At 73.8% G+C, this 23860-nt stretch carries 13 protein-coding genes; 4 read left to right on the forward strand and 9 right to left on the reverse strand.

Annotated elements, in window-relative coordinates:
- Positions 1–97: 97 nt before the first annotated feature.
- Positions 98–1003, reverse strand: a complete 906-nt coding sequence (locus SOM08_RS18805; protein ID WP_116959867.1) for a LysR family transcriptional regulator — start codon at positions 1001–1003, stop codon at positions 98–100.
- Positions 1004–1153: 150 nt separating this feature from the next.
- Here SOM08_RS18805 and SOM08_RS18810 point away from each other — a divergent pair, with 150 nt between their 5' ends.
- The 4 genes from SOM08_RS18810 to SOM08_RS18825 are packed head-to-tail and all read left to right on the forward strand — an operon-like array spanning position 1154 to position 4908.
- The gene (locus SOM08_RS18810; RefSeq protein ID WP_322469505.1) at positions 1154–2131 is read left to right on the forward strand and encodes a tripartite tricarboxylate transporter substrate binding protein; all 978 of its coding nucleotides are present in this window, start codon (positions 1154–1156) and stop codon (positions 2129–2131) included.
- Positions 2128–3048, forward strand: a complete 921-nt coding sequence (locus SOM08_RS18815; RefSeq protein WP_116959866.1) for an NAD(P)-dependent oxidoreductase — start codon at positions 2128–2130, stop codon at positions 3046–3048. The genes SOM08_RS18810 and SOM08_RS18815 overlap by 4 nt, the downstream gene beginning before the upstream one ends.
- A complete protein-coding gene (locus SOM08_RS18820) occupies positions 3045–4235 on the forward strand; it encodes an alpha-hydroxy acid oxidase (protein ID WP_116959865.1) in 1191 nt (396 codons plus the stop codon). Before SOM08_RS18815 ends, SOM08_RS18820 begins: the two co-directional genes overlap by 4 nt.
- Positions 4236–4239: 4 nt before the next feature.
- Positions 4240–4908 carry an RraA family protein gene (locus SOM08_RS18825; RefSeq protein WP_322469506.1) on the forward strand — a complete coding sequence of 223 codons (669 nt, stop codon included), beginning with the start codon at positions 4240–4242 and terminating at the stop codon, positions 4906–4908.
- Positions 4909–4931: 23 nt separating this feature from the next.
- On the opposite strand, the gene SOM08_RS18830 is transcribed toward SOM08_RS18825, so the two are convergent.
- The 8 genes from SOM08_RS18830 to SOM08_RS18865 all read right to left on the reverse strand — a co-directional run bounded on the left by SOM08_RS18830 (position 4932) and on the right by SOM08_RS18865 (position 23845).
- The gene (locus SOM08_RS18830; RefSeq protein ID WP_116959863.1) at positions 4932–5360 is read right to left on the reverse strand and encodes an HAD domain-containing protein; all 429 of its coding nucleotides are present in this window, start codon (positions 5358–5360) and stop codon (positions 4932–4934) included.
- A gap of 41 nt (positions 5361–5401) precedes the next feature.
- Entirely contained in the window at positions 5402–9640 is a 4239-nt protein-coding gene (locus tag SOM08_RS18835) for an OmpA family protein (RefSeq protein ID WP_322469507.1), read from the reverse strand.
- A gap of 53 nt (positions 9641–9693) precedes the next feature.
- Positions 9694–16482, reverse strand: coding sequence for an SdrD B-like domain-containing protein (locus tag SOM08_RS18840; RefSeq protein ID WP_322469508.1), 6789 nt, complete (start codon positions 16480–16482; stop codon positions 9694–9696).
- Between the two features lie 295 nt (positions 16483–16777).
- Positions 16778–19105, reverse strand: a complete 2328-nt coding sequence (locus SOM08_RS18845) for a CHASE2 domain-containing protein (protein ID WP_322469509.1) — start codon at positions 19103–19105, stop codon at positions 16778–16780.
- Positions 19106–19127: 22 nt separating this feature from the next.
- A complete protein-coding gene (locus SOM08_RS18850; protein ID WP_322469510.1) occupies positions 19128–20801 on the reverse strand; it encodes a FecR domain-containing protein in 1674 nt (557 codons plus the stop codon).
- Entirely contained in the window at positions 20798–21520 is a 723-nt protein-coding gene (locus tag SOM08_RS18855) for a response regulator transcription factor (RefSeq protein WP_116959858.1), read from the reverse strand. The genes SOM08_RS18850 and SOM08_RS18855 overlap by 4 nt, the downstream gene beginning before the upstream one ends.
- Before the next feature lie 124 nt (positions 21521–21644).
- Entirely contained in the window at positions 21645–22790 is a 1146-nt protein-coding gene (locus tag SOM08_RS18860) for a Gfo/Idh/MocA family protein (RefSeq protein ID WP_116959857.1), read from the reverse strand.
- Complete coding sequence (locus tag SOM08_RS18865; protein ID WP_322469511.1) at positions 22787–23845, reverse strand: sugar phosphate isomerase/epimerase family protein; 1059 nt, start codon at positions 23843–23845, stop codon at positions 22787–22789. Before SOM08_RS18865 ends, SOM08_RS18860 begins: the two co-directional genes overlap by 4 nt.
- Between the last annotated feature and the right edge of the window lie 15 nt (positions 23846–23860).

Below are 23860 nucleotides of genomic sequence, written 5' to 3' on the forward strand. Positions count from 1 at the left end.
TCGTGGGCCGCGCGGCGATCCGGGCGGCGGGTTCATCTCGTGGCGGCGCATGGTCCCCTCCAGTGGTTGACGCCCGGGCATTCTGGCACCGCCCCGTTCAGCCGCCCCACAGAGGGCCGGACTTGTCGAAGTCCACCGTCTCGCGCACCAGCTCGCGCAGCCGCGTGAGCAGCGCGCGGTGGTCGTCGCGCCGGTGCTGGAAGGTGTACTGCAGCGCCGGCAGGGGCTGGGGCCCGCGCAGCTCGACCACGGCCCGGCGTGCGGCCATGCGCCGAAACCAGCCGCGCGGGTACAGGCCGATGCCCACGCCCGAGGCGATCAGACTGGCGATGGCCGCGAGGTTGTTGCAAACCAGCCGGCGCGGCGCCTGCAATCCGTTGAGCGCCAGCCAGTGCTCCAGCATGCGCGTGGGACCGGCCGCGCCGGGCTGGGTGATGAGCGCGTGCCGCTCCAGCAGCGCGGCGTCCACCGCGCGGCGGCGTCCCACCAGCGCAGGCGAGGCGGCCCAGCAGAAGCGCACCTGGGCGATGGCCTCGCTGGCGATGGCGCCGCGCGTGGAGTGGCCGGCCACCACGGCGAAGTCCAGTTCCCCGCTTTCAAGGCGCTGCTCCAGCGCCGAGCCCAGGTCCACGCAGGGCTCCAGGCGCAGCTCGGGGTACTTGGCGGCCGCGTGCGAGACCAGGTCGGGCAGCCAGGTGAGGGCCGCGAGCTCGCCCACGCCGAAGCGGCAGAGGCCGCGCACGCCACCACCGGCCGCGAGCTGATCGCGCATGTCCTCCGACAGCTCCAGCATGCGCCGCGCCAGCGGCAGCAGCTGCTCGCCCGCCTCGGTGAGCGCGGCGCGGTGGCCGCCGCGGTTGAACAGCGTGGTGCGCAGCTGCGCTTCCAGTTCACCGATGCGTTTGGACAGGGTGGACTGCGAGATGTGCAGCCGCTGCGCGGCGACCAGGAAGCTCGCGGCGGTGGCGGCCCAGTAGAAGGCTTCGAGCTGCTTGAGCGTCATGGCCGGCGCCGCACCATCCTTTGTGTTGAAAAAAGGCGAACAAGAGCGATCGAAATATATCGCTTTTCATCCACAAGGCATGTTCCCAGAATGCGCCCCGGGTCGGCCCAAGCCAGTGGACCGGGCCCTCACAACAGAAGGAGACAGCGCATGAGCATTCATTCCACCGGCCTGCGACGCCGCCACCTCGTGGGCGCCGCCGGCGCGGCGCTGGGCCTGTCGGCCCTGCCCCTGGCCGCGCGCGCGCAGGCCTGGCAGCCCACCCAGCCCATCACCATCCTGGTGGGTTTCGCGCCCGGCGGCTCGGCCGACCAGATCGCGCGCCAGCTCTCGTACGCGGCCAAGGACATCATTCCCGTGCCGGTGGTGGTGAACAACCGCGTGGGCGCGGCCGGCGCCATCGCCGCGCAGGCCACCGCCGACGCCAAGCCCGACGGCTACACCCTGTTCGTGGGCGGCGGCAGCGAGACCACCTCGGTGGGCCACTTCCGCCCGCTCAACTACGACTCGCGCCGCTCCTTCACGCCCATCATCAAGGTCTCGCGCGCGCCCAGTATCCTGGCGGTGCGCGCCGACTCGCCCTTCGCCGACATGAAGGCGCTCATCGCCGAAGCGAAAAAGGCGCCCGAGAAAGTGTCCTACGGCTCCACCGGCGAAGGCGGCATCTTCCACGCCACCGGCATCGTGCTCGAGAAGGCCGCCGGCCTGAAGCTGCTGCACGTGCCCTACCGCGGCGCGGCCGACTCCATGACCGCCCTGCTCGCGGGCCAGGTCGACAGCGCCTTTGGCGCCTATGAGGAAATGAAAGCCATGATCGACGCGGGCCGCGTGCGCCCGCTGGCGCTGTTCTCGCGCGCGCGCCTGCCGGCCCTGCCGGAGGTGCCCACCATGACCGAGCTGGGCGTGCCCGTGGCCCTGGACAACATGAAGGGCCTGATGGCGCCGGCGAACCTGCCCGAGCCGATCCGGCGCTACCTGCACGACGCCTTTCACAAGGCCATGCAGGCGCCGGGCTGGAAGGACTACGTGGCCAAGTCGGGCCTGACGCAGGACTACGCCGACGGCGCAGCCTTCCAGGCCGAGGTCGTCGCGGCGGTGGACCTGATCGGCAAGGCCATCGGCAAATGAGCCACGCGCCCGGCTCCTCCTTCGGCTTCATCGGCCTGGGCGCCATGGGCGCTGGCATGGCCGGCTGCCTGCTGCGCCGCGGCTACCCGCTCAAGGTCTTCGCGCGCGAGGCGCACGCCGTGCAGGCGCTGGTGGACCAGGGCGCCACGGCCGGCAACGGCCCGGCCGACGTGGGCCGGGGCAGCGCCATCGTTTTCCTGAGCCTGCCCGACGACGCGGCCGTGCGCGAGGTGCTGTTCGCCGACGGCGGCCTGGTGCACGGCCTGGCGGCGGGCAGCACCGTGGTGGACACCAGCACCATCGCGGCGGCGTCGGCGCGCGGGTTCGCGGCGGCGCTCGCGGCGCGCGGCATCGGTTTCCTGGACGCGCCCGTGAGCGGTGGCCAGCAGGGCGCGGCCGAGGGTGTGCTCAGCTGCATGGTCGGCGGCGAGACCGCCAGCGTGGACGCCTGCCGCGAGGCCCTGGGCGCCTTCTGCAAGAGCGTGCTGCACGTGGGTGGCGTGGGGGCGGGCCAGGTGGTGAAGGCCTGCAACCAGGTGGCTGTGGCCGGCGCGCTGCTGGGCGTGGCCGACGCCCTCGCGCTGGCCGAGGCCGAGGGCGTGGACCCGGCGTCGATGCGCGAGGCCCTGCTGGGCGGCGCCGCGCGCAGCTTCTCGCTGGAAAAGCACGCCCCACGCATCGCCGCCGGCCAGTTCACGCCGGGCTTTCGCGCGGCGCTGATGCGCAAGGACCTGCGCCTGGCGCTGCAGGGCGCGCAAGGCACGGGCACCGTGCTGCCCACCGCCGCGCTGGCCGAGCGGCTGCTCGACGAGCTGTGCGAGGGCGGCCGCGCCGACTGGGACTGGGCCGCGCTGGCGCTGCAGGTGCGGGCGCTGTCGGGCAAGGCCCTGCCCGAGCACCGCGAGCCCCGCGCATGAGCCGCAGCGCCGACGCGCCGGCCGCCCCCCGGTGGCTGCAGGGCCTGCTGTGCCTCGACGATTTCGAGGCCGAGGCGCGGCGCCACCTGCCCCGACCGGTGTTCGGCTACGTGGCCGGCGCGGCGGAGACCAACCAGTCGCTGCGCGCCAACCGCGCGTCCTTCCAGGCCTGGGAGATGGTGCCGCGCGTGCTGGTGGACATCACGCCGCGCGACACCGGCGTCGAGCTGTTCGGCCAGCGCTACGCCGCGCCCTTCGGCGTGGCGCCCATGGGCCTGGCCGCGCTCTCGGCCTACCGCGGCGACCTGGTCATCGCGCAGGCCGCGCAGCGCGAGAACATTCCCTTCGTGCTCAGCGGCTCCTCGCTGATCCGCCTGGAAGAGGTGATCGCGGTGAACCCCGGGGCCTGGTTCCAGGCCTACCTGCCCGGCGACGACGCCGGCATCCTCGCGCTGCTGGAGCGCGTGAAGACCGCCGGCTACCGCACGCTGGTGATCACCCTGGACACGCCGGCCGCGGCCAACCGCGAAAGCAACCTGCGCGCGGGCTTCACCATTCCCGTGCGGCCCGGCCCCGCGCTCGCCTGGCAGGGCCTCACGCACCCACGCTGGCTGTTCGGCACCTTCCTGCGCACGCTGCTGCGCCATGGCATGCCGCATTTCGAGAACAGCTACGCTACGCGCGGCGCGCCCATCCTCTCGCCCCACGTGGAGCGCAACCTCTCCGATCGTGGCCACCTGAACTGGCGCCACCTGCAGATGATCCGCCGCGTCTGGGGCGGTGAGCTCGTCGTCAAGGGCGTTCTCGACGCACGCGACGCGCGGCGCGCGGCCGACGAGGGCGTCGATGGCGTGATCGTGAGCAACCACGGTGGGCGCCAGCTCGACGGCGCCGCCGCGCCGCTGGCGGTGCTGCCGCGCATCGTCGAGGCCTGCCCCGGCATCCCGGTGATGCTCGACAGCGGCGTGCGCCGCGGCAGCGACGTGCTCAAGGCCCTGGCCCTGGGCGCGCGCTTCGTCTTCGTCGGCCGCCCCTTCGCCTTCGCCGCCGCCGTGGCCGGCGAAGCCGGCGCGCACCGCGCCATCGACCTGCTGCGCTCGGAGGTCTCGCGCAACATGGCCCTGATGGGCGTGCTGCGGCCCGAGGACCTGGACCCCAGCCACCTCATCCCCGCCCAACGGAACTGAAGCCATGCTTGGACTGCGCATCCTCCCCGTCCCCCGCCGCGTCGCGCCCGACCTCGTCGAATCCTTCCGCGGCGTGCCCGTCGCCAACGTCAGCGACTGCATGAGCCGCATGACCGCGGCCGGCGCGCGCCTGCGCCCGCTGAGCCGCGAGACCCGCCTGTCCGCGCCCGCCATCACCGTGAAGACGCGGCCCGGCGACAACCTCATGATCCACAAGGCGCTGGAGATCGCCCAACCCGGCGACGTGATCGTGGTGGACGGCGGCGGCGACCTCAGCAACGCGCTGATCGGCGAGCTGATGACCACCTACGCGATCCGGCGCGGCCTGGCCGGTTTTGTCATCGATGGCGCGATCCGCGACCTCGACGTCATCGGTGCCGGCGCCCTGCCCGTGTTCGCGGCGGGCGTGACCCACCGCGGCCCCTACAAGGACGGCCCCGGCGAGATCAACGCGCCCATCGCCATCGACGGCATGGTGATCCACCCCGGCGACCTGATCATCGGCGACGCCGACGGCGTGCTCTGCGTGCCGTGCGACGAGGCGGCGGCCGTGCTCGACGCGGCGCGCAACAAGTCGCAGGCGGAACAGGTGACGCTGCAGCAGATCGCCGAGGGCCGGCTCGACACGGCCTGGATCGACCAGACCCTGGCGCGCATCGGCCTGCGGGCCTGAGCCGCGCGTTCAAGTCCGCCTGCTCAGGCCTCGCGCCGCAGCCGGTGGATCATCTCCACCAGCCGGTAGAGGTTGCCCACCCGCAGGCCCTGGCGGCCGTCCACCAGCACCAGCCGGTCGCGCGCCGCGAAGTGGTGGCGCTGGTTGTCGATGGCCAGCCAGTGGCGCGCCGAGCGCCCGTTGGCGCGCAGCCAGTCGCGGCACTGGCGCTCGCGCTCGGGCATGGCCGCGCCGTGGCCCGGCGGCCGCGCCCAGGGCTCGGTGCGGCCCACCACCCGGGCCTGCAGCGCAGGCCAGGGCTGGAACAGGGCCTGGATCTCGGGCAGCGGGTGGTAGGCGGCCCAACCGCTGGACACCACGATTTCCACGCCCTCCAGGTCCTTGAGCGCGGCGGACAGCATGCCGGCCTTGTCGAGCAGCCAGTCCCGTGGCGCCCCCACGGGGTGCAGCACACCATCGAAATCCAGGAAGACGGTGACCAGCGCAGGCGTGTTCAGAACTTCCCCAGCAGGTTGATGAACCAGCCCCGGCTGCGGTAGCGCATGTCGGTGAGGTCGTCCGAGAAGTCGGTGAAGTTGTAGCCCAGGCCGAGCTTCACGTTCTCGTTGATGTGGTAGTAGCCCGCCGTGAGCCAGCCGGTGCGGCGGTCGCCCAGTTCCTTGGCGCGCAGCGAGCGCAGCTCGAGCAGCCAGTCCCAGCGGCGCACCACCTTCCAGTCCAGGCGCAGCACCGCCAGGTCGGCGCTGCTCTTGAACCAGGGCGCGCTGTTGTCGCGGCTGGCGCGCAGCTCGCCCAGGCGCCAGGCGACCTTGCCGCCCAGGGTCCAGCGCGGCGTGAGGTCGTAGCTCAGGTCGGCGGCCCACACGTGGCTGCGCTGCTGGTAATCGTTGCCGGTGGTGAAGACCTGGGTGGACGAGACACCCGTCACCGACACCTGACCCGGCGAGGACAGGTCGTGCAGATAGGTGTACTTGAGCAGCAGGTTGAGGCGGTCGTTGTTCACCGGGCGCAGCGCATAGCCCAGGCTGGCCTCGGTGTACTTCGCGGCGGCCAGCGCGCCCGCGCTGCTGTCGCTGTCGGCCCAGTTGAACTTGCCGACCCAGCGCGCGTCCTCGCCGTCCTTCAGGCTGAAGGCGTTCTTGAGCAGCCAGCTGCGGCGCGACTCCACGCTGCCGCGGTCGGAGCGGTACTCGGCGCCGCCGCTGTAGCGCACGGTGTCGCTGCTGTAGCCGGCGTTGAAGGCGATGGCCTCGCGGCGCAGCTCGCCCAGGGTCTCGACACCCACGCGGCCGTTCTCCAGCGACACGCCCAGGGTCCAGCGGCTGTCGGGCGCGTACTGCACGCCATAGGCGTGCGTCAGGCCCGGCTGCGTGCCCACGCTGTGGCGGTGCTCGGTGAAGACGCTTAGGCCTTCGTTGATGCGCGACTTGGCGCCCGACACCAGCGTGCCGCCACGGCCCTGCGTGTTCTCGTCGGTGCGGCCGGTGTCCAGCACGTAGGTCAGGTACAGGCTGGAGCGGTCGTCGTACTGGTAGTCCACGCCCAGTCGGCCGGCCGCGCCGCCGTCGCCGCCCGAGAGCTCGCCGTTGAGCGCGAGCTTGTCGTTGACGCGGTAGCGCGCGCCCACGCCCAGGCGGTCGTTGTCCAGGCGCGTGCCGCTGCGCGACAGCGTGCGCTGCGCGAAGCCGTAGAGGGCCCAGCTGGCCAGGCTGTCGTAGTCCAGCTGGACACCCAGGTCGGTGCGCTCGCCTTCGACCGCCGCGCCCCAGGGCAGGCCGCCGTTGGTCACGACGCTGTCGCTGCGCTTGTCGTCGCGGCGCAGGCTCGCGCCCAGGCGCCAGTGCGGCGTGAGCTGGTGGCTCAGCTGCGCCTCGGCGCTGTCGCTGTCGAAGCCGTTGCGCTCGTCGCGGCGGTCGGCCTTCAGGCGCAGCTCGGTGCGCTCGCCCAGGGGCAGCGCGGCGTCCACGCCGACCTGCTGGGTCTCGTTGCTGACGAGCTGGCCCGGCGCGGAGAAGCCCGCGCCGCGCCGCTGCGCGTAGGCGGCGATGCGGCCGCCGCCCGCCAGGCCCAGGTCCTTCAGGTCGGCCTGGCCTTCGAGGCGCCACGCGTTCGCGTCGGCCGTGGGGTCCACCGGCTCGCCCGCGAAGTGGTAGCCGCCGTCGAGCGAGCGCAACTCGCCCGTGCCCGGCCCGTCGGAGCGCGCCACCTCGGCCTTCAGGTAGGTGTTCTCGCCGTGGCGCAGCAGCAGGTCCACGCCGGCCAGGGTCTGGTCGCCACCGGTCTGTTCCTGTTTCGAGGCGGTCACGCCCAGGCGCAGCGCGTCGCTGGCCCACCAGGACAGGCGCCCGCCGGTGGCCAGGGTGTCGAGCGAGCCCAGCAGGGGCGCGTACTCGTAGTCCACCACCAGGTAGGTGGGCAAGCCGGTGAGGCCGCCCGCGCGCACGATGGCGCCGTCGTCCGAGAAGCTGGGCAGCGGGCCGTTGAGCAGCACGCGGCCCTGCAGGTGGTCGACCTCGTAGTCCGAACCCGGCACCAGCAGGCGACGCGTGCGCACCAGGCCGGAATCGCGGTCGCGGATCTCCACGAACACGCGCTCGGCGCCGCGCGTGATGTCCTGGTGGCGCAGGTAGTAGAGCGAGCCGCCGGTGCCGCGGAACTCCTCGCGCGCCGACAGGGTGCCCGGTTCGGCGGCGTAGGCGTCCACGCGCAGGCGCGCCTCGCCATGGGCCGTGCTGTCCTCGCTCAGGTAGCGGCCGTGCAGGCCGTAGAGGCCGCGGCTGATCTGGGCGAGCGCGGTCTCGTCCAGGTTGAGCTTGTAGTTGCCCCACATGGCGTGCGAACGGCCGTCGTCGATGCGCGCGTAGACGCGGCCTTGCGTGGGCGCGTCCTCCACGGTGGTGGAGTCGTCGCCGAAGGTGGCCCAGGAGTCGACCGGGTCGAGCCGGCGGAACAGGGTGCTCGGGTCCTTGCGGTCGAGGTTGCGGAACAGTTCGTTGAGCGGGCGCTCCTCGGTATCCAGGCTGGCGGTGAAGGTCCAGCGCTCGTCGAGCTGGCGCTTGGTGTAGAAGGCCAGGCGGCCTTCGCTCCAGGAGCCGCCGTCCTGGCGGTTCGGGTCCATGGTCAGCAGCGCGGCCGGTCCGCTGACGCGCTGGCGGCCCAGGGTGAGGTCGGCCTGGCCGATGAAGAAGCCGTCCTGCTTCGGGATCTCGAAGTCGCGCCGGTACACACGCGCCGAACCGTCGGCCTCCAGCACGGCGATCTCGCCGGTCTGCACCCGGCGCGGCACCAGTTGCTGGAAGACGAAGCGGCCGTTCGGGTCCACCGGCACGGCGTGGCCCAGGGCGCGCACGCGCTGGTCGGGGCGGATGGCCTGGCCGCTGGCGGTGACGGTGCCCGCGCGGATCGGGATGTGGCTCACCGCGAGGCGGCTGTCGCCATAGCCGCGCAGCAGCTCGCGCTCGGGATCGTGCGGCTGCGCTGCCTCGGGGCGGCGCGCCGCCAGCGTGAGCGAGAAGTCCTCGGTCTCGTCGAAGCGGCCCTGCGCGTCGAACACGCGCAGGCGGTAGACGAGCTGGCCGTCGCGCGCCGCGCCCTGGCCCTCCAGCAGGCCCGAGGGCACCGTCCATTCGCCGCGCAGGTTGGCATCGAGCGCGACCGTGGCCAGCGGCTGGCGCTGCCCGCCGGCATTGAGCGTGAACAGGCGCAGCTCGGCCTTGTGCAGGAACAGCAGGTAGTTGCTGTGACCCGCGAAGCGCACGGTGTCGCCAGGCGCCACCGTGGTGGGCCAGGCGGCGGCGTTCAGGCGCCGCGGCTGCGACAGGCTGTCGACCTGCAGGCGCAGCTGGTGGCGCTCCAGCTGCACGTCGATGCAGCGCTGGCGGTCCGCGCTGGACGCGTCGGCGCCGATCAGGGGCGCGCCGTCCACGGTGAGGCGCAGCGGCGCGTCGTCGCTCCCGTAGGGCGAGAGCATGTGGCACTCGCTCGGGTCGCTGCGCCGCACGGTGGTGTGCACCACGGTGGTGGGCGGCGCCTGGTCGGTCCACCAGGCGTGCACCTCGACGCGGCGGTTGGCGGCCCAGTGGGCGCGGTCCTCGCGCGGTGTGGCCAGGGGCTCGTCGGGGCCCTTGGACGCGTAGGTGAAGGCGGTCTCGGGCAGACCCAGGCGTTCGGCCAAGTAGCGGCCGACCTGGTGCGCGCGCGCCAGGCCCAGGGCGTGGTTGTCGGCGAAGCGCGGGCGCAGGCGCGGGCCGATGGGCTGCACGTCGGTGTGGCCCACGATCTGAAAGCGCAGCGCGTCGCGGCCCTTCACCTGGGCCACGATCTGGTCGAGGCGCTGGCGGTCGCTGTCCAGCAGCAGGTCCGCGCCCGAGTCGAAGCGCGCGGTGTGCGCCCCGTCGCGGGGCGCGGCGGCGCCGGGCACGGTGTCCTGGCGCCGTTCGGTGGTCTCGCGCAGCGCGCGCGCATCGCCCAGCACCACGCTGAGCCGGGGCAGTTCGCGCTCGGCGGTGGCGGGCAGGTGGTCGCGGCCATCGATCTCGACGGCGCGCGCGTCGCTGGCGCAGCGGTCATCGAAGCGGCCGCGGGCCTCGGTGCGGCATTCGCCGCCGCCGTGGTGGCCGCTGTGGCGGGCTTCCTGCGCGGCGGCGGCGCCCATGCCCAGGCAGGCCGTGGCCACGGCAGCGGAGAGGGCCGCGCGGCGCAAGCGCAGGGTCAGTCGGGGGCGGGCGTTCATGGTGGGCTCGGCAAAGGTCCGGGGGTCGTGCGTGACAGGCATGCGGTCCTCCGTCAGGGGGCGACGGAGGGCGACACGTGCTCGACCTCGATGTCCAGGTTGAACAGGGGGCTCGGCTGCGCGGCGCCGTGGCGGCGCCAGCGCTCGAGCAGATCGGCCTTCACGGCGCGGGCGCGGGCCTCGGCCAGTTCGGGCGCCTCGCCCGGCGCGGCGCGGTAGGCCAGGCGCAGCACCGAGGGGCGTTCGGCCAGGGCCGCGATGGCCTTCGGCAGCTCGGCCGCGAAGGCCGGCTTGAGCGCGGTGGCGCCGGGCTCGAAGGCCTCGGCGCGCAGCGCCAGGCGCACCACGCGGTGCACCGTGGTGCCGAAGTTGATCTTCACGAACTTGCCGCGCGTGGCGCGCTCGGCCGCCGGGTTCTCGGTGGTCACGCGGTAGCCCGAGGGCAGCGTGCGCTCGTCCAGCTTGAGCACGATGTTGCTGCCCGTGCCCTCCTTGGGCACCGCCGCGCAGGCGATGTGGTAGCGCCCCTGCGGATCGGTGGTGACCAGCAGGCCATTGACCGTGGCCAGGCGCACGTTCGGCAGGCCGGGCTCGCCCTCGTCCTGGTAGCCGTTGGCGTTGCGGTCGTCGTAGACCTTGCCGATCACGTCGGTGCAGTCGAACAGCGCGTCGGGCACCACGCGCACCGAGGCGGTGGCGGTGTTGGACAGCGCGGCCTGCGTGGCCGATTGCTGGGCCAGCACCTGGTTCACGTAGACGCCCTCACCCACCCCGGTGCCCACGCCGAGCACCATGGACACGCGCAGGGTCTCGCTCGGCGCGAAGGCGCGCGGCGGCAGCGTGAGGCGGCGGCCTTCGACCACCGGCACCACGGGTTCGACGGCGCCGCCCGGCAGCCGCTGCACGGTGAGCGAACCGGTGACGAACTTGAAGCCCGGCGGCAGGGTGTCGACCAGGACCACGTCGGCCAGGGCGACCGCGCGGGTGTTGCGCGCGGTGATCACGTAGGGCACCAGCTCGCCCTTCTTCACGGTGAGCTTGGGCGTGGTCTTGCGCAGCTCGATGAGCGAGCCCCCCACCGGGTCCAGCGGCAGGTGGTTGTTGACCACGTTCTGCGCGCCGCCCCCCGGGAACAGCACGCTCAGGAAGTACGGCGAGGGCACGCCGGGCAGCGGCGTGGGCGTGGACACCACGCAGGGGTCGCCCGGCACCGGGTCCACCACGCCGGCGGGCGCCGTGCAGGTCTGCGCGTTCAGCGGCCCGGCCGAGGGCAGGTGCGTGGCCGAGTTGACGTAGCCGCCGGGCGGCGTGACGACCAGCGTGTACTCCCCCGCCGGCGCGCCGGGCATGAGGAAGAACTGGTAGAGCCCGTCGGCCGCCGTGGTCACGCTGGCGCTGCCGCCCAACAGGTGCAGCGCGGGATCGAAGCCGGGCGGGCCACGGAACTCCACCACCGCGCCGGGCACGGGCTGCGTGGTCACGCTGTCGTAGACGATGCCGCTGGGGTCCAGGGGCAGGTCCTGGTTGACCACGGCCATGCCGGCGCCGATGGGCACCGGGATCATCGGCAGCGGGCGCATGCCCGGCGTGGTCGGGTGCGCGCCACCAGCGGCGTTGAGCACCGGGTCGGTCGGCCAGGCGCCGCCGATCACCTGCCCCGAGGGCGTGCGAAAACGCAGGTGGTAGTCGCCCGGCACCAGCTGCTCGAAGCGGTAGCTGCCGTCGGACGCGGTGAGGCGGCTGTCGAGCACGATCATGTCCGCCGGCGCGCAGCTGGCGCTGCCGTCGGCGCAGACCAGCAGCTCCACCGTCCAGCCGGCCTTCACGGGCTCGCTGGGCGAGCGTTGGCGGTCGTTGTCGCTGTCCTGCCAGACAGTGCCGCTCAGCGTGGAGGGCGCCAGCGCGCGCTCCCAGAAGTCATAGCCGGTGCCCTGCGCGCCGGGCGTGGTCAGCGGCACCACCAGGGTGTTGGGGCCGGGCACGCTGCCGCCCAGCGATCCCACCGACTCGCCGCCCTGGGCGTAGCCCGGCGGCTGGGTCTGGGTGAGGGTGTAGCCCGCGCCATCGGACAGCGGCAGGTCGTCGAAGCGGTAGCTGCCGTCGGCGCCCGTGGTCACGGTGCGCGTGACCGGGTGGCCGTCGGCGTCGGTGCCCGTGAGGGTGATGGTCACGCCCGCCAGCGGCAGGTCGCCGGGCTCACGCACGCCGTTGCCGGCCACGTCGTTGAACACGCTGCCCTCGATGGAGGCGGCGCGCTCGCCGAACAGGTAGCCGTCGCCCGCGCCGCCGAGGTGCACGATGCCGGTGATGAGGTCGTTGCCGGCCTGGCCCATGGGCGCGCCGTTCACCTGGCCGGCCGTGTCGAGGCCGTCGCCGTAGGCGGCGGGCTGGGTCTCGGTGAGTGTGTAGCCGCTGGCGTCGGAGGGCAGCAGGCCGTCGAACTGGAAGCGGCCGGTGGCATCGGTCACCGCCGTGCGGTTCACCACCACGCCGTTGGCCGCCGTGCCGCTGAGGGTGATGGTGACGCCCGCGATGCCGGGCTCGCCCGGGTCTCGCTGGCCGTCGTTGTCGCGGTCGACGTAGACGTGGCCGCCGAGCTGGCCGCCGAGTTCGCCGAAGTCGTAGTCCGTGCCAGCCTCTTCCGAGCCGAGCGTGACGCCGCCGAAGCGGTCGTTCACGCCACCGGGGTTGGCGCTGCCGCGCGGCGCGCCGCCCACGCTGCCCAGGTGCTCGGCGCCATCGGCGAGGTCGGCGGGCTGGGTCTCGTCGATCTGGTAGCTGCCGGGCAGCAGATCGGTGACGGCGTAGCGGCCGTCGGCGTCGGTGGTCAGCGCGCGCGTGACGGCGTTGCCGTAGAAGTCGGTGCCGGTGATGGCCACCGCCACACCCGCGACGCCGCTCTCACCCGGGTCGCGTTGGCCGTTGGCCAGGCCCTGGTCGAGGTAGACGCTGCCGGCCAGGCTGGCGGCGCGCAGCAGCGCGAACCAGTTGTTGGTGGACGCGGCGCCGGCGCCGTCGAGCACGATGGTCTGGATCAGCGGCGCGTCCGAGCCGTTGGGGCCCGCGGTGACGCCGGCGCCGCTGGTGGGCACCGTGCCCGGGCTGGAGCCCGCGCCGCTGACGCCGCCGGCCTGGGTGAGGCCCGGCAGCCAGCCGCCGGGGCGCGTGAGCGCGAGCGTGTAGGTGCCCGGCGGCACGTCGAAGTGGTAAGCCCCCGTCACCGGGTCGGCGGTGGTGCTGAGGCTCACCGGCGCGCCCCACTGGTCGGTGCCGGTGAGCGTGACCGTGGCCGCCACGCCGGGCTCGCCGCCCTCGCTGTGGCCGTTGGCGTTGCGGTCGTGGTAGACGCGGCCGCTGACGCCCGAGGTCTGCACCGTCACGCTGCCGCTGTTGAAGTTGTTGCCGCCGTTCGGGTCGGCGCCGCCGTTGCTGTCGCCCGAGCCGGTGGTGACGAGGCGCGCGGTGTTGGTGAGCACCGTGCCGTTGGCCGGCGCGCCACTGAAGCGCACGGGGATGCGCACCGTGGCCGTGCCGTTGGCCGGCATGCTGGCGATGGCGCAGCTCACGGCGGTGTCGCCGGCCCCGCCCGTGCAGCTCACGGCGGCGGGCGTGAAGCTGCCGGCGGTGATGGTGAAGCTGGGCGCGCTGGCGAGCACCAGGCCCGCGGGCAGGGCATCGGTGAAACTGGTGGTCTCGGCGGCCTGCGGGCCGTTGTTGCGCACATCGACCAGCCAGTCGAAGGTCTGCGAAGACGCCACCTCGGTGATGGCGGTGGTGGTGCCCGGGCGCACCGCGCGCTTGGACACCACCTGCACGTCGGCTTTGAAGCGGAAGGTGGTCGGCTCGCCCTTGCTGTTGTTGCCGGGCTGTGAGTCGAGCGCGTTCAGGGTCGGATCGGCCAGGGCCACGCTGGCCTGGTTGGTGTACTGGCCCTTGTCGGCGCCGCGCAGGCGGATGCGCACCGCCACGCTGGATGGCTCGCCGGTGGAGCCGGCGCCGGTGCCGCCGATCTGCGCGATGGTGCAGACGATGCTGCCGCCGGCCGCGCCCGCCGTGACGCCGGCGGTGTTGCAGCTCACGCCCGGGGGCAGCGGCGCCACCACCTCGACGAAGGTGGGCGCGCCCGCGCCCGCGGGCAGGGTGTCGGTGAGCACCACGTTCTCGGCCGTGGACGCCCCGTTGTTGGTGGCGGTGACGGTGTAGGTCACGTCGTCGCCCACGTCCACCGGGTCGGCGTCGTCCGTCTTGTTGACCAGCAGGTCGAACACCGGCGTGGTCACGGCCGTCGGCTGGGTGGCGCTGTTGTTGGCCGCGCCGCCGGCGATCTCGGGCGTGGTGGTGGCCACGCTCACCGTGTTGCTGATGCTGCCGCTGCCGCCGCCGACCACGCTGTGCGAGGCCAGGGGCCGCACGCGCAGGCTCACCGTCTCCTGCGCGCCGCGCGCGATGGAGGCCCAGCTGCAGACCAGGGTGCGGTTGCCCGCCGTGGTGGTGGCGCCCGCGGCCGGCGCGGTGGTGCAGCTGCCGCCGCCGCTGGGCGTGGCCGAGAGGAAGACCACGCCGATCGGCAGCGTGTCGGTGATGGAGACGCCATAGGCGCGGCTGGCGCTGGTGGCCGAGGGGTTGCTCGCGGTGATGGTGTAGGTAAGCACCTGGCCCGCGGGCACCGGGTCGGGGTTGTCCGATTTGCTCACCGCCACGTCGGCGCGCGCCGTGTAGTAGGCGGTGGCGTTGGCCGAGTTGTTGTTGTTGAGGTCCGGGTCGCCCTGCTGCTGGGCGAGCACGAAGGCCGAGTTGATGACCTCGAAGTGGTTGTCGGCCGCGGTGCCATTGCCGAAGTGGCGCGCGCTGACGCGGATGCGCGGGCAGTCCAGGCCCGGGGTGCAGGCCGGCAGGCTGGCGATGCTGCAGTTGTCGAGCGCCAGGTGGCTGGAGGTCGCCACCACGCCGCAGCTGCCGAAGGTGGCGCTGCCCGGCAGGGTGCTCAGGCTGTAGTCGGCCGGCGAGGCGTTGAAGGCGCTGTCGAACACGTCGGTGACGACCACGTTGGTGGCCGTGGCCGGGCCGGCGTTGACGACCTCGATCTCCCACAGCACGGCTTGGCCCGCGAGCTGGCGGTTGCCGGGCGCGTCGCCGGCGCCGATCACGCGCTTGAGCGCGGAGACGTCGGCCAGGTCGACGCCCGTCTGCGGCGTGACGCCCACCGAGGCGCAGTTGTTCGGCGCGTTGTCGTCCACCGGCCCGCCGGTGCTGGCCACGCAGGCGGTGTTGGTGAGCACGCCGCCCGTGCTGGTGGCCTGCACGGTAAGCGCGATGCCCGGCGTGGTGGCGTCGACCGCCAGCGCCAGGTTGCTGCTGGTGCAGGTGACCGTGACCGGGCCGGCCTGCGGAAAGCTGGTGCCCGCGCTGGAGCTGCAGTTGAATGCCGTCGGCGCGGCGATGCCGTTGAGCCGCAGGCCCATGGGCAGCGTATCGGTGATGGTGAGCGTGCCGCTGGCCGGGAAGGGCGTGGGCCCGAGGTTGGTGGTGGACAGCGTGTAGTCGAACGGGGTGTTCAGCGGCACGGCGGCCTGCAGCCAGCTCTTGGCCTTGTTGGCGCGCAGGTCCGACACCGGATCGATCACGGTGGTGGCCACCGATCCGTTGGCCGGGGTGGCGCCCGGCGCCGAGATGGTGGCGGTGTTGACCACCCCCGCGCCGGTGGCGATGGCCTGCACCGGAATCACGATGCTGCCCAGGTCCACGTTGGCCCCGGCGGCCCCGCCGCCGCTGCGCGTGCACGACACCACCGGCGCGGCCGTGGGGCAGGCGCTGGACGCGGTGCAGCTCCAGGCGCCGCTGGTGAAGCTGGTGGCGCCGCCCGCGAAGCAGAAGGCCGCGGGCAGGTTGTCGAGCACCTGCACGCCCGTGGGGTAGTCGCCGCTGTAGCGCGGCGCGAGCGTGAAGTTGAAGGCCGTACCGGTGGCCACCGGATCGCTGGCCGACTTGGTCTTGCCCACCGACACGGTGCTGCCCGGCGCCACCAAGGTGTTGGTGCTGCGCGTGTTGTTGTCGGACACGCCGTCGCCCACGCCGCCCGTGGCGGCGATGTCGGCCGTGTGCGTGAGCGTGGAGCCACCGCCGACGCCCACGATGCCGCTGACGGTGACGCTGCGCGAGCCATTGACGGCGATGGCGCCGAGGTTGCAGTTCAGCGTGCCGCCGGCCAGCGAGCAGCCCGCGGGCGTGCCCGTGAGCGCGAAGCCCGGCGGGATGCTGTAGCTCAGCAGCGAGCTGGGCGAGGGGTCGGGCCCGTGGTTGGTCACGGAGAGCACCACGCTCTGCGTGCTGCCGGCGGGGGCGTTGGCCGGCGCGCTGAGCGACAGGTCCAGGTCGGCACCGGCGTTGACGGTGGTCAGCTCGGTCTGCGCCGCGCCGCCCGGCGTGGGCGTGGCCGTCACCGACAGCGTGCCCTGCAGGGTGGAGCGCACGCGCAGCGGGACCTGCGCCACCGCGTTGGGGCCGAGGGCGATGCCGGTGCAGCTCAGCAGGCCCGGACCGGCCTGGCCCTCGGCCATGCCGCTGCAGCTCACGCCCGGGGGCAGCGCGCCGGTGCCGGCGTACTGGCCGTTGGCCGGCACGCTGAAGCTGAAGGCGCCGCCCGCGAGCGGCGTGCCGTTGGTTTCGGCAACGCGCACCGTGTAGGTGACGGTGCCGCCCGCGGGCACCGGGTCCGGGGCGTCGGGGATGCTGGAGATGATGAGCTGGGCGTGCGCGCTGCCCAGTGCCATCAGGCCAAGGGCCGCGGTGAGCAGGGCGCGGCGCAGCGCGCGCTGCGGCATCGACGTTCGGTAGGGCTTCATGTGTCTGCTTCGGTTCGTGCACCGAAACCACGCCGCCCGCGCCCGCGCGCGGCGGACGCACGAACGCCCCCTCACCGCGGTCGCAACCGCGGTGTGGACACCTTCCGGTGAAAGGGGAAACGTCGGGCGAACACACCGCCGTCGTGGCGGGCGCTCGGCTCAGTGCGGCGCGAATGTATGAAGCCGTTTCATCGCGCGCCAGCGAATTGACAATGTTTGACAGTGGCCCCGCGCGGGGGCGTTCAACCCGTCACGGAACGGGGCCTGGCGACCCTTGCCGGCCCTGCCTGGGCGCCTAGTCCTCGACCTCGAGCGCCGGCAGCTCGAGGCGGAATTCGGCGCCCTCGCCCGACACACCGCCCACCTGCGCGCTGCCGCGGTGGCGCGCCACCACGGCCTGCACGAAGGCCAGGCCCAGGCCGGCGCCGCGCGTGCGGGCCTCGCGGCCCAGGCGCTTGAAGGGGTCGAACAGGTCCGCCCGGTCCTCGGGCGCCACGCCCGGCCCCTGGTCGATCACGGTGATCACGTGGCGCTCGCCTTCGCGCGCCAGGCGGCAGCGCACCTGCCCGCCGCGCGGGCCGTACTTGAGCGCGTTGTCGATCAGGTTGCCCACGGCGCGCGTGAGCAGCTCGCGGTCGGCGCGGCACCAGCTCGGCGCGGGGGGCGTTTCGGTGAGGATCTCCACCGAGAGCGCGCGCGCCTGGTCCCAGTGGCGGTCGGCGGCGTCGATGAGCACGTCGCTCAGGTCCACCGCCTCGGTCTCGAAGGCGTCGGACTGCGCGCGCGCCAGCTGCACGAAGTCTTCGGCCAGCGCGAGCGCGCGGCGCGCGTGGGCCTCGATGCGCTCCAGCACCCGCGGGTCGGCGCCGGGCTCCAGGCGCTCGAGTTCGAGCAAGGTGAGGATGGCCGACTGCGGCGCGCGCATGTCGTGCGAGAGGAAGCGCAGGGCCTCCTCACGCTGGCGCTGCGCCTGCTGCACGCTGGAGATGTCGATCAGGCTGACGATGCTGCCGTCCAGGCGACCGTCCACCGACAGGCGCGGGTGGCACTTGAGCACCAGGTCGCGCCGCTGCGCGTCCATCACGTGCCAGAGGCCGCCGCGCCCCTGCAGCGCGGCGCGCAGCTCCGGCAGCGGCGAGCGGTCGGCCAGCGTGAGGCGCGCGGCCAGCAGCCCGTGCAGGGGCTGGTCGCGCAGGCCCTGCTCGGCGTCGCCGAAGTAGCGCGCGGCGGCGGCGTTGGCGAGCCGCACGCGGCCCTGGGCGTCGAGCACCAGCACCGCGTCGCCCAGGCTGTCCAGGCTGTCGTGCACGAGCCGCTGCAGCGCGCGCAGCTGCTGCACGCCACTGGCCATGGCGCGCATCTGGCGGTCCAGCGGATCGCCGCCCCCGGTGGCCGGCAGCGGCGCGGCGAGCACGCCGCCGCGCTGGGCCTGGCGGAACTCGCCGCCGAGGTAGCGCACCACCGCGTCGAGGCGGAACCAGGCCCAGGCCGGGTAGGCCAGCGCCAGGCCCAGCAGCGCCGCGAGCGGCGCCACCTGCACGCCCGCCGCGCGGCGCAGCAGCCAGGCCGAGACCGCCACCAGCAGCACCAGGCCCAGCAGCGACCACAGCGCGCGCCGCGGCGGCCAGCGCGTGAGCGCCAGCGCCGCCAGCAGCACCGGCAGCGCGCTGAACGCGGCGTTCTCCCAGGGCGTGGCGGCGCGCCGGTGCACGCCCTGGCGCAGCGCATCCAGCAGTTGGGCCGAGACCTCGACGCCGGGCATGAGGCTGTCGTGGCTGGCCATCGGCGTGGCGTAGCCGTTGCCCAGGCTGGCCGCGGTGGCGCCGATCAGCAGGTAGCGGCCCTGCAGTTGCTCGGTCGGCACGCGGCCTTCGAGCAGGTCGATGTACGACACGCGCGCCACCCGCTGCGGCGGCCCCGCGTAGGGAATGAGCGCGTGGTGGTCGCGCCGCCAGACGCCCGCGTCCGCTGCCGGCGCGGCACCGCGGCGCGCGCCGGGCAGGCGCGCCGGGTCCACGGCCTCGCCGCCGGCGGCCAGCAGGGCCAGCGCCCAGTGGTCCCAGCGCTGGCCCCCAGCGCCTTCTCGCAGGAAGACGCTGCGCGCCACGCCGTCGTCGTCGAGCTCGACGTGGACATGGCCCAGGCCGTGCGCCGCCTCGCGCAGCACCGGCAGGGGCAGCGCGGGTTCGACGCGCAACCCGTCGGGCCACTGCGCGTACATCGGCAGCACCACCCGTGCGGCCCGGCGCATGGCGCCCGCCAGGCGCTCGTCGTCCCCCGGGTGCGCGGTGTCGGCGTCGCCCAGCAGCAGGTTCAGGCCGATGGCCCGCACCCCCTGGGTGGACAGCTGGTCCAGCAGGGCCGCGTGCACGGCGCGCCGCCAGGGCCAGCGGCCCAGCGTGGCAAGGCTGCGCTCGTCGATGGCGACCACCAGCACCTCGGGCGAGACCGGCCGCGTGTCGAGCGCGGCGATCTGGTCGGTGAGCGCGAGGTCGACGCGGCCCAAGCCGTTGGCAAAACCCGCCAGCGCGGCGGCGAGCAGCATCGCGCCCCAGAACAGGCCCCAGCGGCCGAACACCGCGACGGGCGCCGGCAGCGAGGCGATGGGGGTGGAGGGGCGCATGCGGACCGCGCTCGGCTTCGCGTCAGCGCGGCTGGGTGTCCCAGTCCACGCCGTGGGGCGAGCGCACCGGCACGCCGTCGTGGCTGCACAGGCCGGCGCGCGCGCCCACGCGGCGCGGCGCCGAGAACGGCGAGTCCAGGCCCTGGGGCGAGCGGCTGCGCAAGCGCACGAAGTACGGGCGGCAGGCCTGCAGGTCCAGGCGCACCGAGGGCTGGTCGACCTCCAGGTCCTGCAGGATGTGCGTGAAGCCCTCGTCGCTGGCCAGCTGCACGCGGTAGCGGTGGCCCGCCACGCCGGCCCAGTGCAGGCTTTGGCCATCGTCGCCGGCCTGGGGCATGGCGGGCGCGGACGGCGGCGGCACCAGCGTCAACGGGCTGGGGTCGCTGAAGGGACCGCGATCGAGCGCGCCGTCGGCGCGGCGCGCGACGCTGGCCACGCGCCAGTGCAGCGCGCCGGGCTCGGCGATCGGCACCTCGAAAGCGCACTGGCCGCTCTGGCGCGCTTCGGCGATCGGGTGTTGGAAGCTGGGGTCTCGGGACACCTGCAGATCGTAGGCGATGGCGCCGGGCACCTCGGTGCAGCGCAGCGCCAGGCGGCCCACGCCCACCAGCGCGTTCGCTTCGGGCGAGCGCGCCAGGGGCGCGATCGGTGTGGCCTTCACGCGCAGGCGCGCGGTGGCCTCGCCGCCCATCAGGCCCTCGGCGTCGATGGCGCGCAGGCGCAGGCGGTACTCGCCGTCGGGCAGCCCGCTCAAGGGCGGCGGGGCCCCGGGCGCGACCGCGTCGAACAGCACCCGCGCCGGGGCCTGGCCGTCGGTGCCCGCCGCTTCTTCTTCCACCTGCAGGCGGTAGGCCCGGGCGCCAGGCAGCGGCGCCAGGGCCAGTGCGTGCGGCAGGCGCTCCACGCGCAGCTCGGCCGCGCTCAGGACCGGCGCCGGCAGCAACGGCAGCACGCGCGGCGCCTGCGTGGTCGATTCGGTGACCGCGCCCTGCCCCGCGCTCAAGGCCACCGGCGCCTGCGGCAGCTCGTCGGCCGCCACGGCCACGCGGCCGGCAATGACGTCGGAGACGGTGCGCGCGCCGTCCTCGGACAGGGCCACGCCGAAGCTCGTGCCGCGCACGCCCGTGACGGCCAGCGGCGTGCGCACGTCGAAGCGCGAGCCCGTGGGCTGCGGGCGCACCCGCGAATCGACGCGGCCCCGGTCCAGCCGCAGGGTGTTGCGGGCGCCGCCGATGCCGTCGGACTGGCGCAGGCGCTCCAGCGTGAGCTGGCTGCGCGCCGGCAGGTGCAGCGTGGAGCCGTCGGCCAGGCCCAGGCCGACGAAGGCGCCCTCGTGCACGCGCAGGGACGTGCCTTCGGGCAACTCGTCGCCCACCTGGAGCTCGCGCGCGGGCGCGTCCGCCACCACCAGGCCCTGGAGGTACAGCACGGTGGCGTGGGGCGCCACGCCTCGCACGCGGGCGGCGGGCACCAGCAGCGTGGCGCCGATCGGCAGGCGCTTGGGGTCGCTCACGCGGTTCAGCCGCGCCAGTGCGCGCCAGTCCTCGGGCGATTCCAGGTAGCGCTGCGCGAGCCGGTACAGCGTGTCGCCGGCGCGCACCTCGTAGGGCGTCAGCGGACCCTCGGCCAGGGCCGCGCCAGCGCCGGCGGTGAGCAGGGCGAAGGCGCTGAGGGTGGCGAAGCGGCGGGGGCTCACGCCGCCGCCCCCGCGAGCGGCAGCGCGGGCGCGCCGTCGCCGACGGCCTCCAGCCGGTAGCCCTGGCCATAGACCGCGCTCAGGCGGTAGCCGCGCGCCGGGCGCAGCTCGAGCTTGGCGCGCAGGGCGGACACATGCGTGTCCAGACTGCGCGACGGCACCTCGACCGCGCGGCCCCAGACCGTCTCGGCCAGGTAGGCCCGCGACAGCAGGCGCCCCAGGTTGGCGAACAGGCAGCGGGCCAGCTCGAACTCCTTCTGCTTGAGTTCGATCGGCCGGCCCTCGAAGGCGATGGTGCGCGCCGCCAGGTCGATGCAGTAGCCGCCGAAGCGCAGCAGCGCGTTGTCCTGCTGCGGGTAGCTGCGCCGGATGAGCGCTTTCACGCGCGCCATCAGCTCGTGCACACGGATGGGTTTGGTCATGTAGTCGTCGGCGCCGCAGCCCAGGCCTTCGACAATGTCGCGCTCCTCGCTGCGGTTGGTGAGAAAGAGGATGGGCACCGGGTGCTCGTGGTTCGCGCGCACCCAGCGCACCACGTCCGGGCCCGCGATGTCGGGCAGCTGCCAGTCGACGATCAGCAGGTCGAAACTGTCGCGGCGCAGCTCGCGCATCAGGGCCTGCCCGCGCTCGAACAGCTGACACTCGTAGCCAATCGCCTTCACCGACCGCTGGATCAGGTCCAGCTGCGACACGTCGTCATCCAGTGCGGCCAAGCGCATCCCGCCGCCCCCCTCGGTCCTGCTCGCCCAAAAATTACTGCAAATGCAGTAAATGAAAGGTCGATCCTACACGCTTGGTAACAAACCAAGACCGTCTGTCGACCGCGACCCCGGTTTTTCCGGCTCAGGGCGTGAACAAGCGCACCCAGCGCATGCCCTCGCGGTGGCTGCGCAGCACGGCCTCGACGAAGGCCATGCCCTCCAGGCCTTCCGCCAGCCCCGGCAGCGCCACCCCGGCCTCGCCGCGCCAGGCGCGCGCGAAGTCGCGGTAGAGCTGGGCGAAGGCCTCCAGGTAACCCTCGGGGTGGCCGGCGGGGATGCGGTGCGGCAGGGCCGCCACGCCGGCGCGCGCGGGCACGCCGCGGTACAGGCACTGGGACGGCTGACCGGGGCGCGTGAGCCACAGTTCCTCGGGCTTCTCCTGGTCGAACTGCAGCGAGCCGGTGCTGCCGTACACGCGCAGGCGCAGGCCGTTGCGGCTGCCGCTGGCCACCTGGCTGGCCCACAACAGGCCGCGCGCGCCGCCCTCGTAGCGCAGCATCACCTGCACGTGGTCGTCCAGCGGGCGGCCCGGCACGAAGGTGCTGAGCTCGGCCGCCAGCTCGCCCAGGCGCAGGCCGCTCACGTAGCCGGCGAGGTGGTAGGCGTGCGTGCCGATGTCGCCCAGCGCGCCCGCCGGGCCGGCCTGCTTCGGGTCGTTGCGCCAGGCGGCCTGCTTGTTGCCCTGGCGCTCGAGCGGCTCGCCCAGCCAGTCCTGCGCGTACTCCACTTGCACGATGCGGACCTCGCCGATGGCGCCTTCGGCCACCAGCTCGCGCGCCTGGCGCACCATGGGGTAACCGCTGTAGGTGTGCGTCAGCAGGAACAACACGCCGCGCTCGCGCACCCGCTGCGCCAGCGCCTCGGCGTCGGCCAGCGAGGTGGCCAGCGGCTTGTCGCAGATCACGTGGATGCCCTGCTCCACGAAGGCGCGCGCCACCGGCACGTGCAGGTGGTTGGGCGTGACGATGGCGACGGCGTCGATGCCGTCGGGCCGCCGCGCCTCGGCGCGCGCCATCTCGGCGTAGTCGGCGTAGCTGCGCTCCGGCGGCAGGTGCAGCGCGGCGGCGCTGGCGTGCGCGCGCGCGGGCGTGGACGAGAGCGCGCCGGCCACCAGCTCGAACTGGTCGTCCAGCCTTGCGGCGATGCGGTGGGCGGCGCCGATGAAGCTGCCTTCGCCGCCGCCCACCATGCCCAGGCGGATGCGGCGCGTCGATCGGTCGTGGCTCATCGCGCCAGGCCCAGCAAGGCCGCGAGCGTCTTCGGATCGCCCGCGCTGGCGGCGAAGTCGTCGAAGGCGCGGTCGGCCACGCGGATGATGTGCTCGCGGATGAAGGCCGCGCCCTCGCGCGCGCCGTCCTCGGGGTGCTTGAGGCAGCACTCCCACTCCAGCACGGCCCAGCCGGCGTAGCCGTATTGGGCCATCTTGGAGAAGATGGCCTTGAAGTCCACCTGCCCGTCGCCAAGCGAGCGGAAGCGCCCGGCGCGGTCGATCCAGTTCGAAAAGCCGCCGTACACGCCCTGCCGGCCGTTGGGCCGGAACTCGGCGTCCTTCACGTGGAAGGCGCGGATGCGCTGGTGGTAGTGGTCGATGAAGGCCAGGTAGTCGAGCTGCTGCAGCACGAAGTGGCTGGGGTCGTAGAGGATGTTGGCGCGCGGGTGCTGGCCCACGGCGTCCAGGAAGCGCTCGAAGGTGATGCCGTCGTGCAGGTCCTCGCCGGGGTGCAGCTCGTAGCAGACGTCCACGCCCGCGCCGTCGAAGGCGTCGAGCACGGGTCGCCAGCGCGTCGCCAGTTCGGCGAAGGCGGCCTCCACCAGGCCGGGCGGGCGCTGCGGCCAGGGGTAGAGGTAGGGCCAGGCGAGCGCGCCCGAGAAGGTGGCGTGGGCCTTCAGGCCGAGCCGCTGCGAGGCCTTCGCGGCGAGCAGCAGCTGCTCGCGCGCCCAGGCCGTGCGCGCGGCCGGGTTGCCGCGCACCTCGGGCGCCGCGAAGGCGTCGAACTGCAGGTCATAGGCCGGGTGCACGCAAAGCAGCTGGCCCTGCAGGTGGGTGGAGAGTTCCGTCACCTGCAGGCCGTGCGCGGCCAGCAGGCCCTTCACCTCGTCGCAATACGCATCGCTCTCGGCGGCCCGCTTCAGGTCGAAGAGGGCGGGGTCGCTGGTGGGGATCTGCACCCCCTGGTAGCCGAGCGAGGCGGCCCAGCCCGCCAGGCCCTCCAGCGTGTTGAAGGGCGCGGCCGCGCCGATGAACTGGGCCAGGAAGATCCCGGGTCCTTGAATGGTTTTCATGCGGGTCCTCCTGGC

This window comes from Hydrogenophaga sp. SNF1, assembly GCF_034421675.1.
In the GTDB taxonomy this organism is placed as follows: domain Bacteria; phylum Pseudomonadota; class Gammaproteobacteria; order Burkholderiales; family Burkholderiaceae_C; genus Hydrogenophaga; species Hydrogenophaga borbori.

Coding starts and splice junctions, on each gene's coding strand:
- SOM08_RS18815 (WP_116959866.1), top strand. CDS start 2,128: ATGAGCCACGCGCCCGGCTCCTCCTTCGGCTTCATCGGCCTGGGCGCC.
- SOM08_RS18805 (WP_116959867.1), bottom strand. CDS start 1,003: ATGACGCTCAAGCAGCTCGAAGCCTTCTACTGGGCCGCCACCGCCGCG.
- SOM08_RS18810 (WP_322469505.1), top strand. CDS start 1,154: ATGAGCATTCATTCCACCGGCCTGCGACGCCGCCACCTCGTGGGCGCC.
- SOM08_RS18865 (WP_322469511.1), bottom strand. CDS start 23,845: ATGAAAACCATTCAAGGACCCGGGATCTTCCTGGCCCAGTTCATCGGC.
- SOM08_RS18825 (WP_322469506.1), top strand. CDS start 4,240: ATGCTTGGACTGCGCATCCTCCCCGTCCCCCGCCGCGTCGCGCCCGAC.
- SOM08_RS18860 (WP_116959857.1), bottom strand. CDS start 22,790: ATGAGCCACGACCGATCGACGCGCCGCATCCGCCTGGGCATGGTGGGC.
- SOM08_RS18855 (WP_116959858.1), bottom strand. CDS start 21,520: ATGCGCTTGGCCGCACTGGATGACGACGTGTCGCAGCTGGACCTGATC.
- SOM08_RS18820 (WP_116959865.1), top strand. CDS start 3,045: ATGAGCCGCAGCGCCGACGCGCCGGCCGCCCCCCGGTGGCTGCAGGGC.
- SOM08_RS18835 (WP_322469507.1), bottom strand. CDS start 9,640: ATGAACGCCCGCCCCCGACTGACCCTGCGCTTGCGCCGCGCGGCCCTC.
- SOM08_RS18845 (WP_322469509.1), bottom strand. CDS start 19,105: ATGCGCCCCTCCACCCCCATCGCCTCGCTGCCGGCGCCCGTCGCGGTG.
- SOM08_RS18840 (WP_322469508.1), bottom strand. CDS start 16,482: ATGAAGCCCTACCGAACGTCGATGCCGCAGCGCGCGCTGCGCCGCGCC.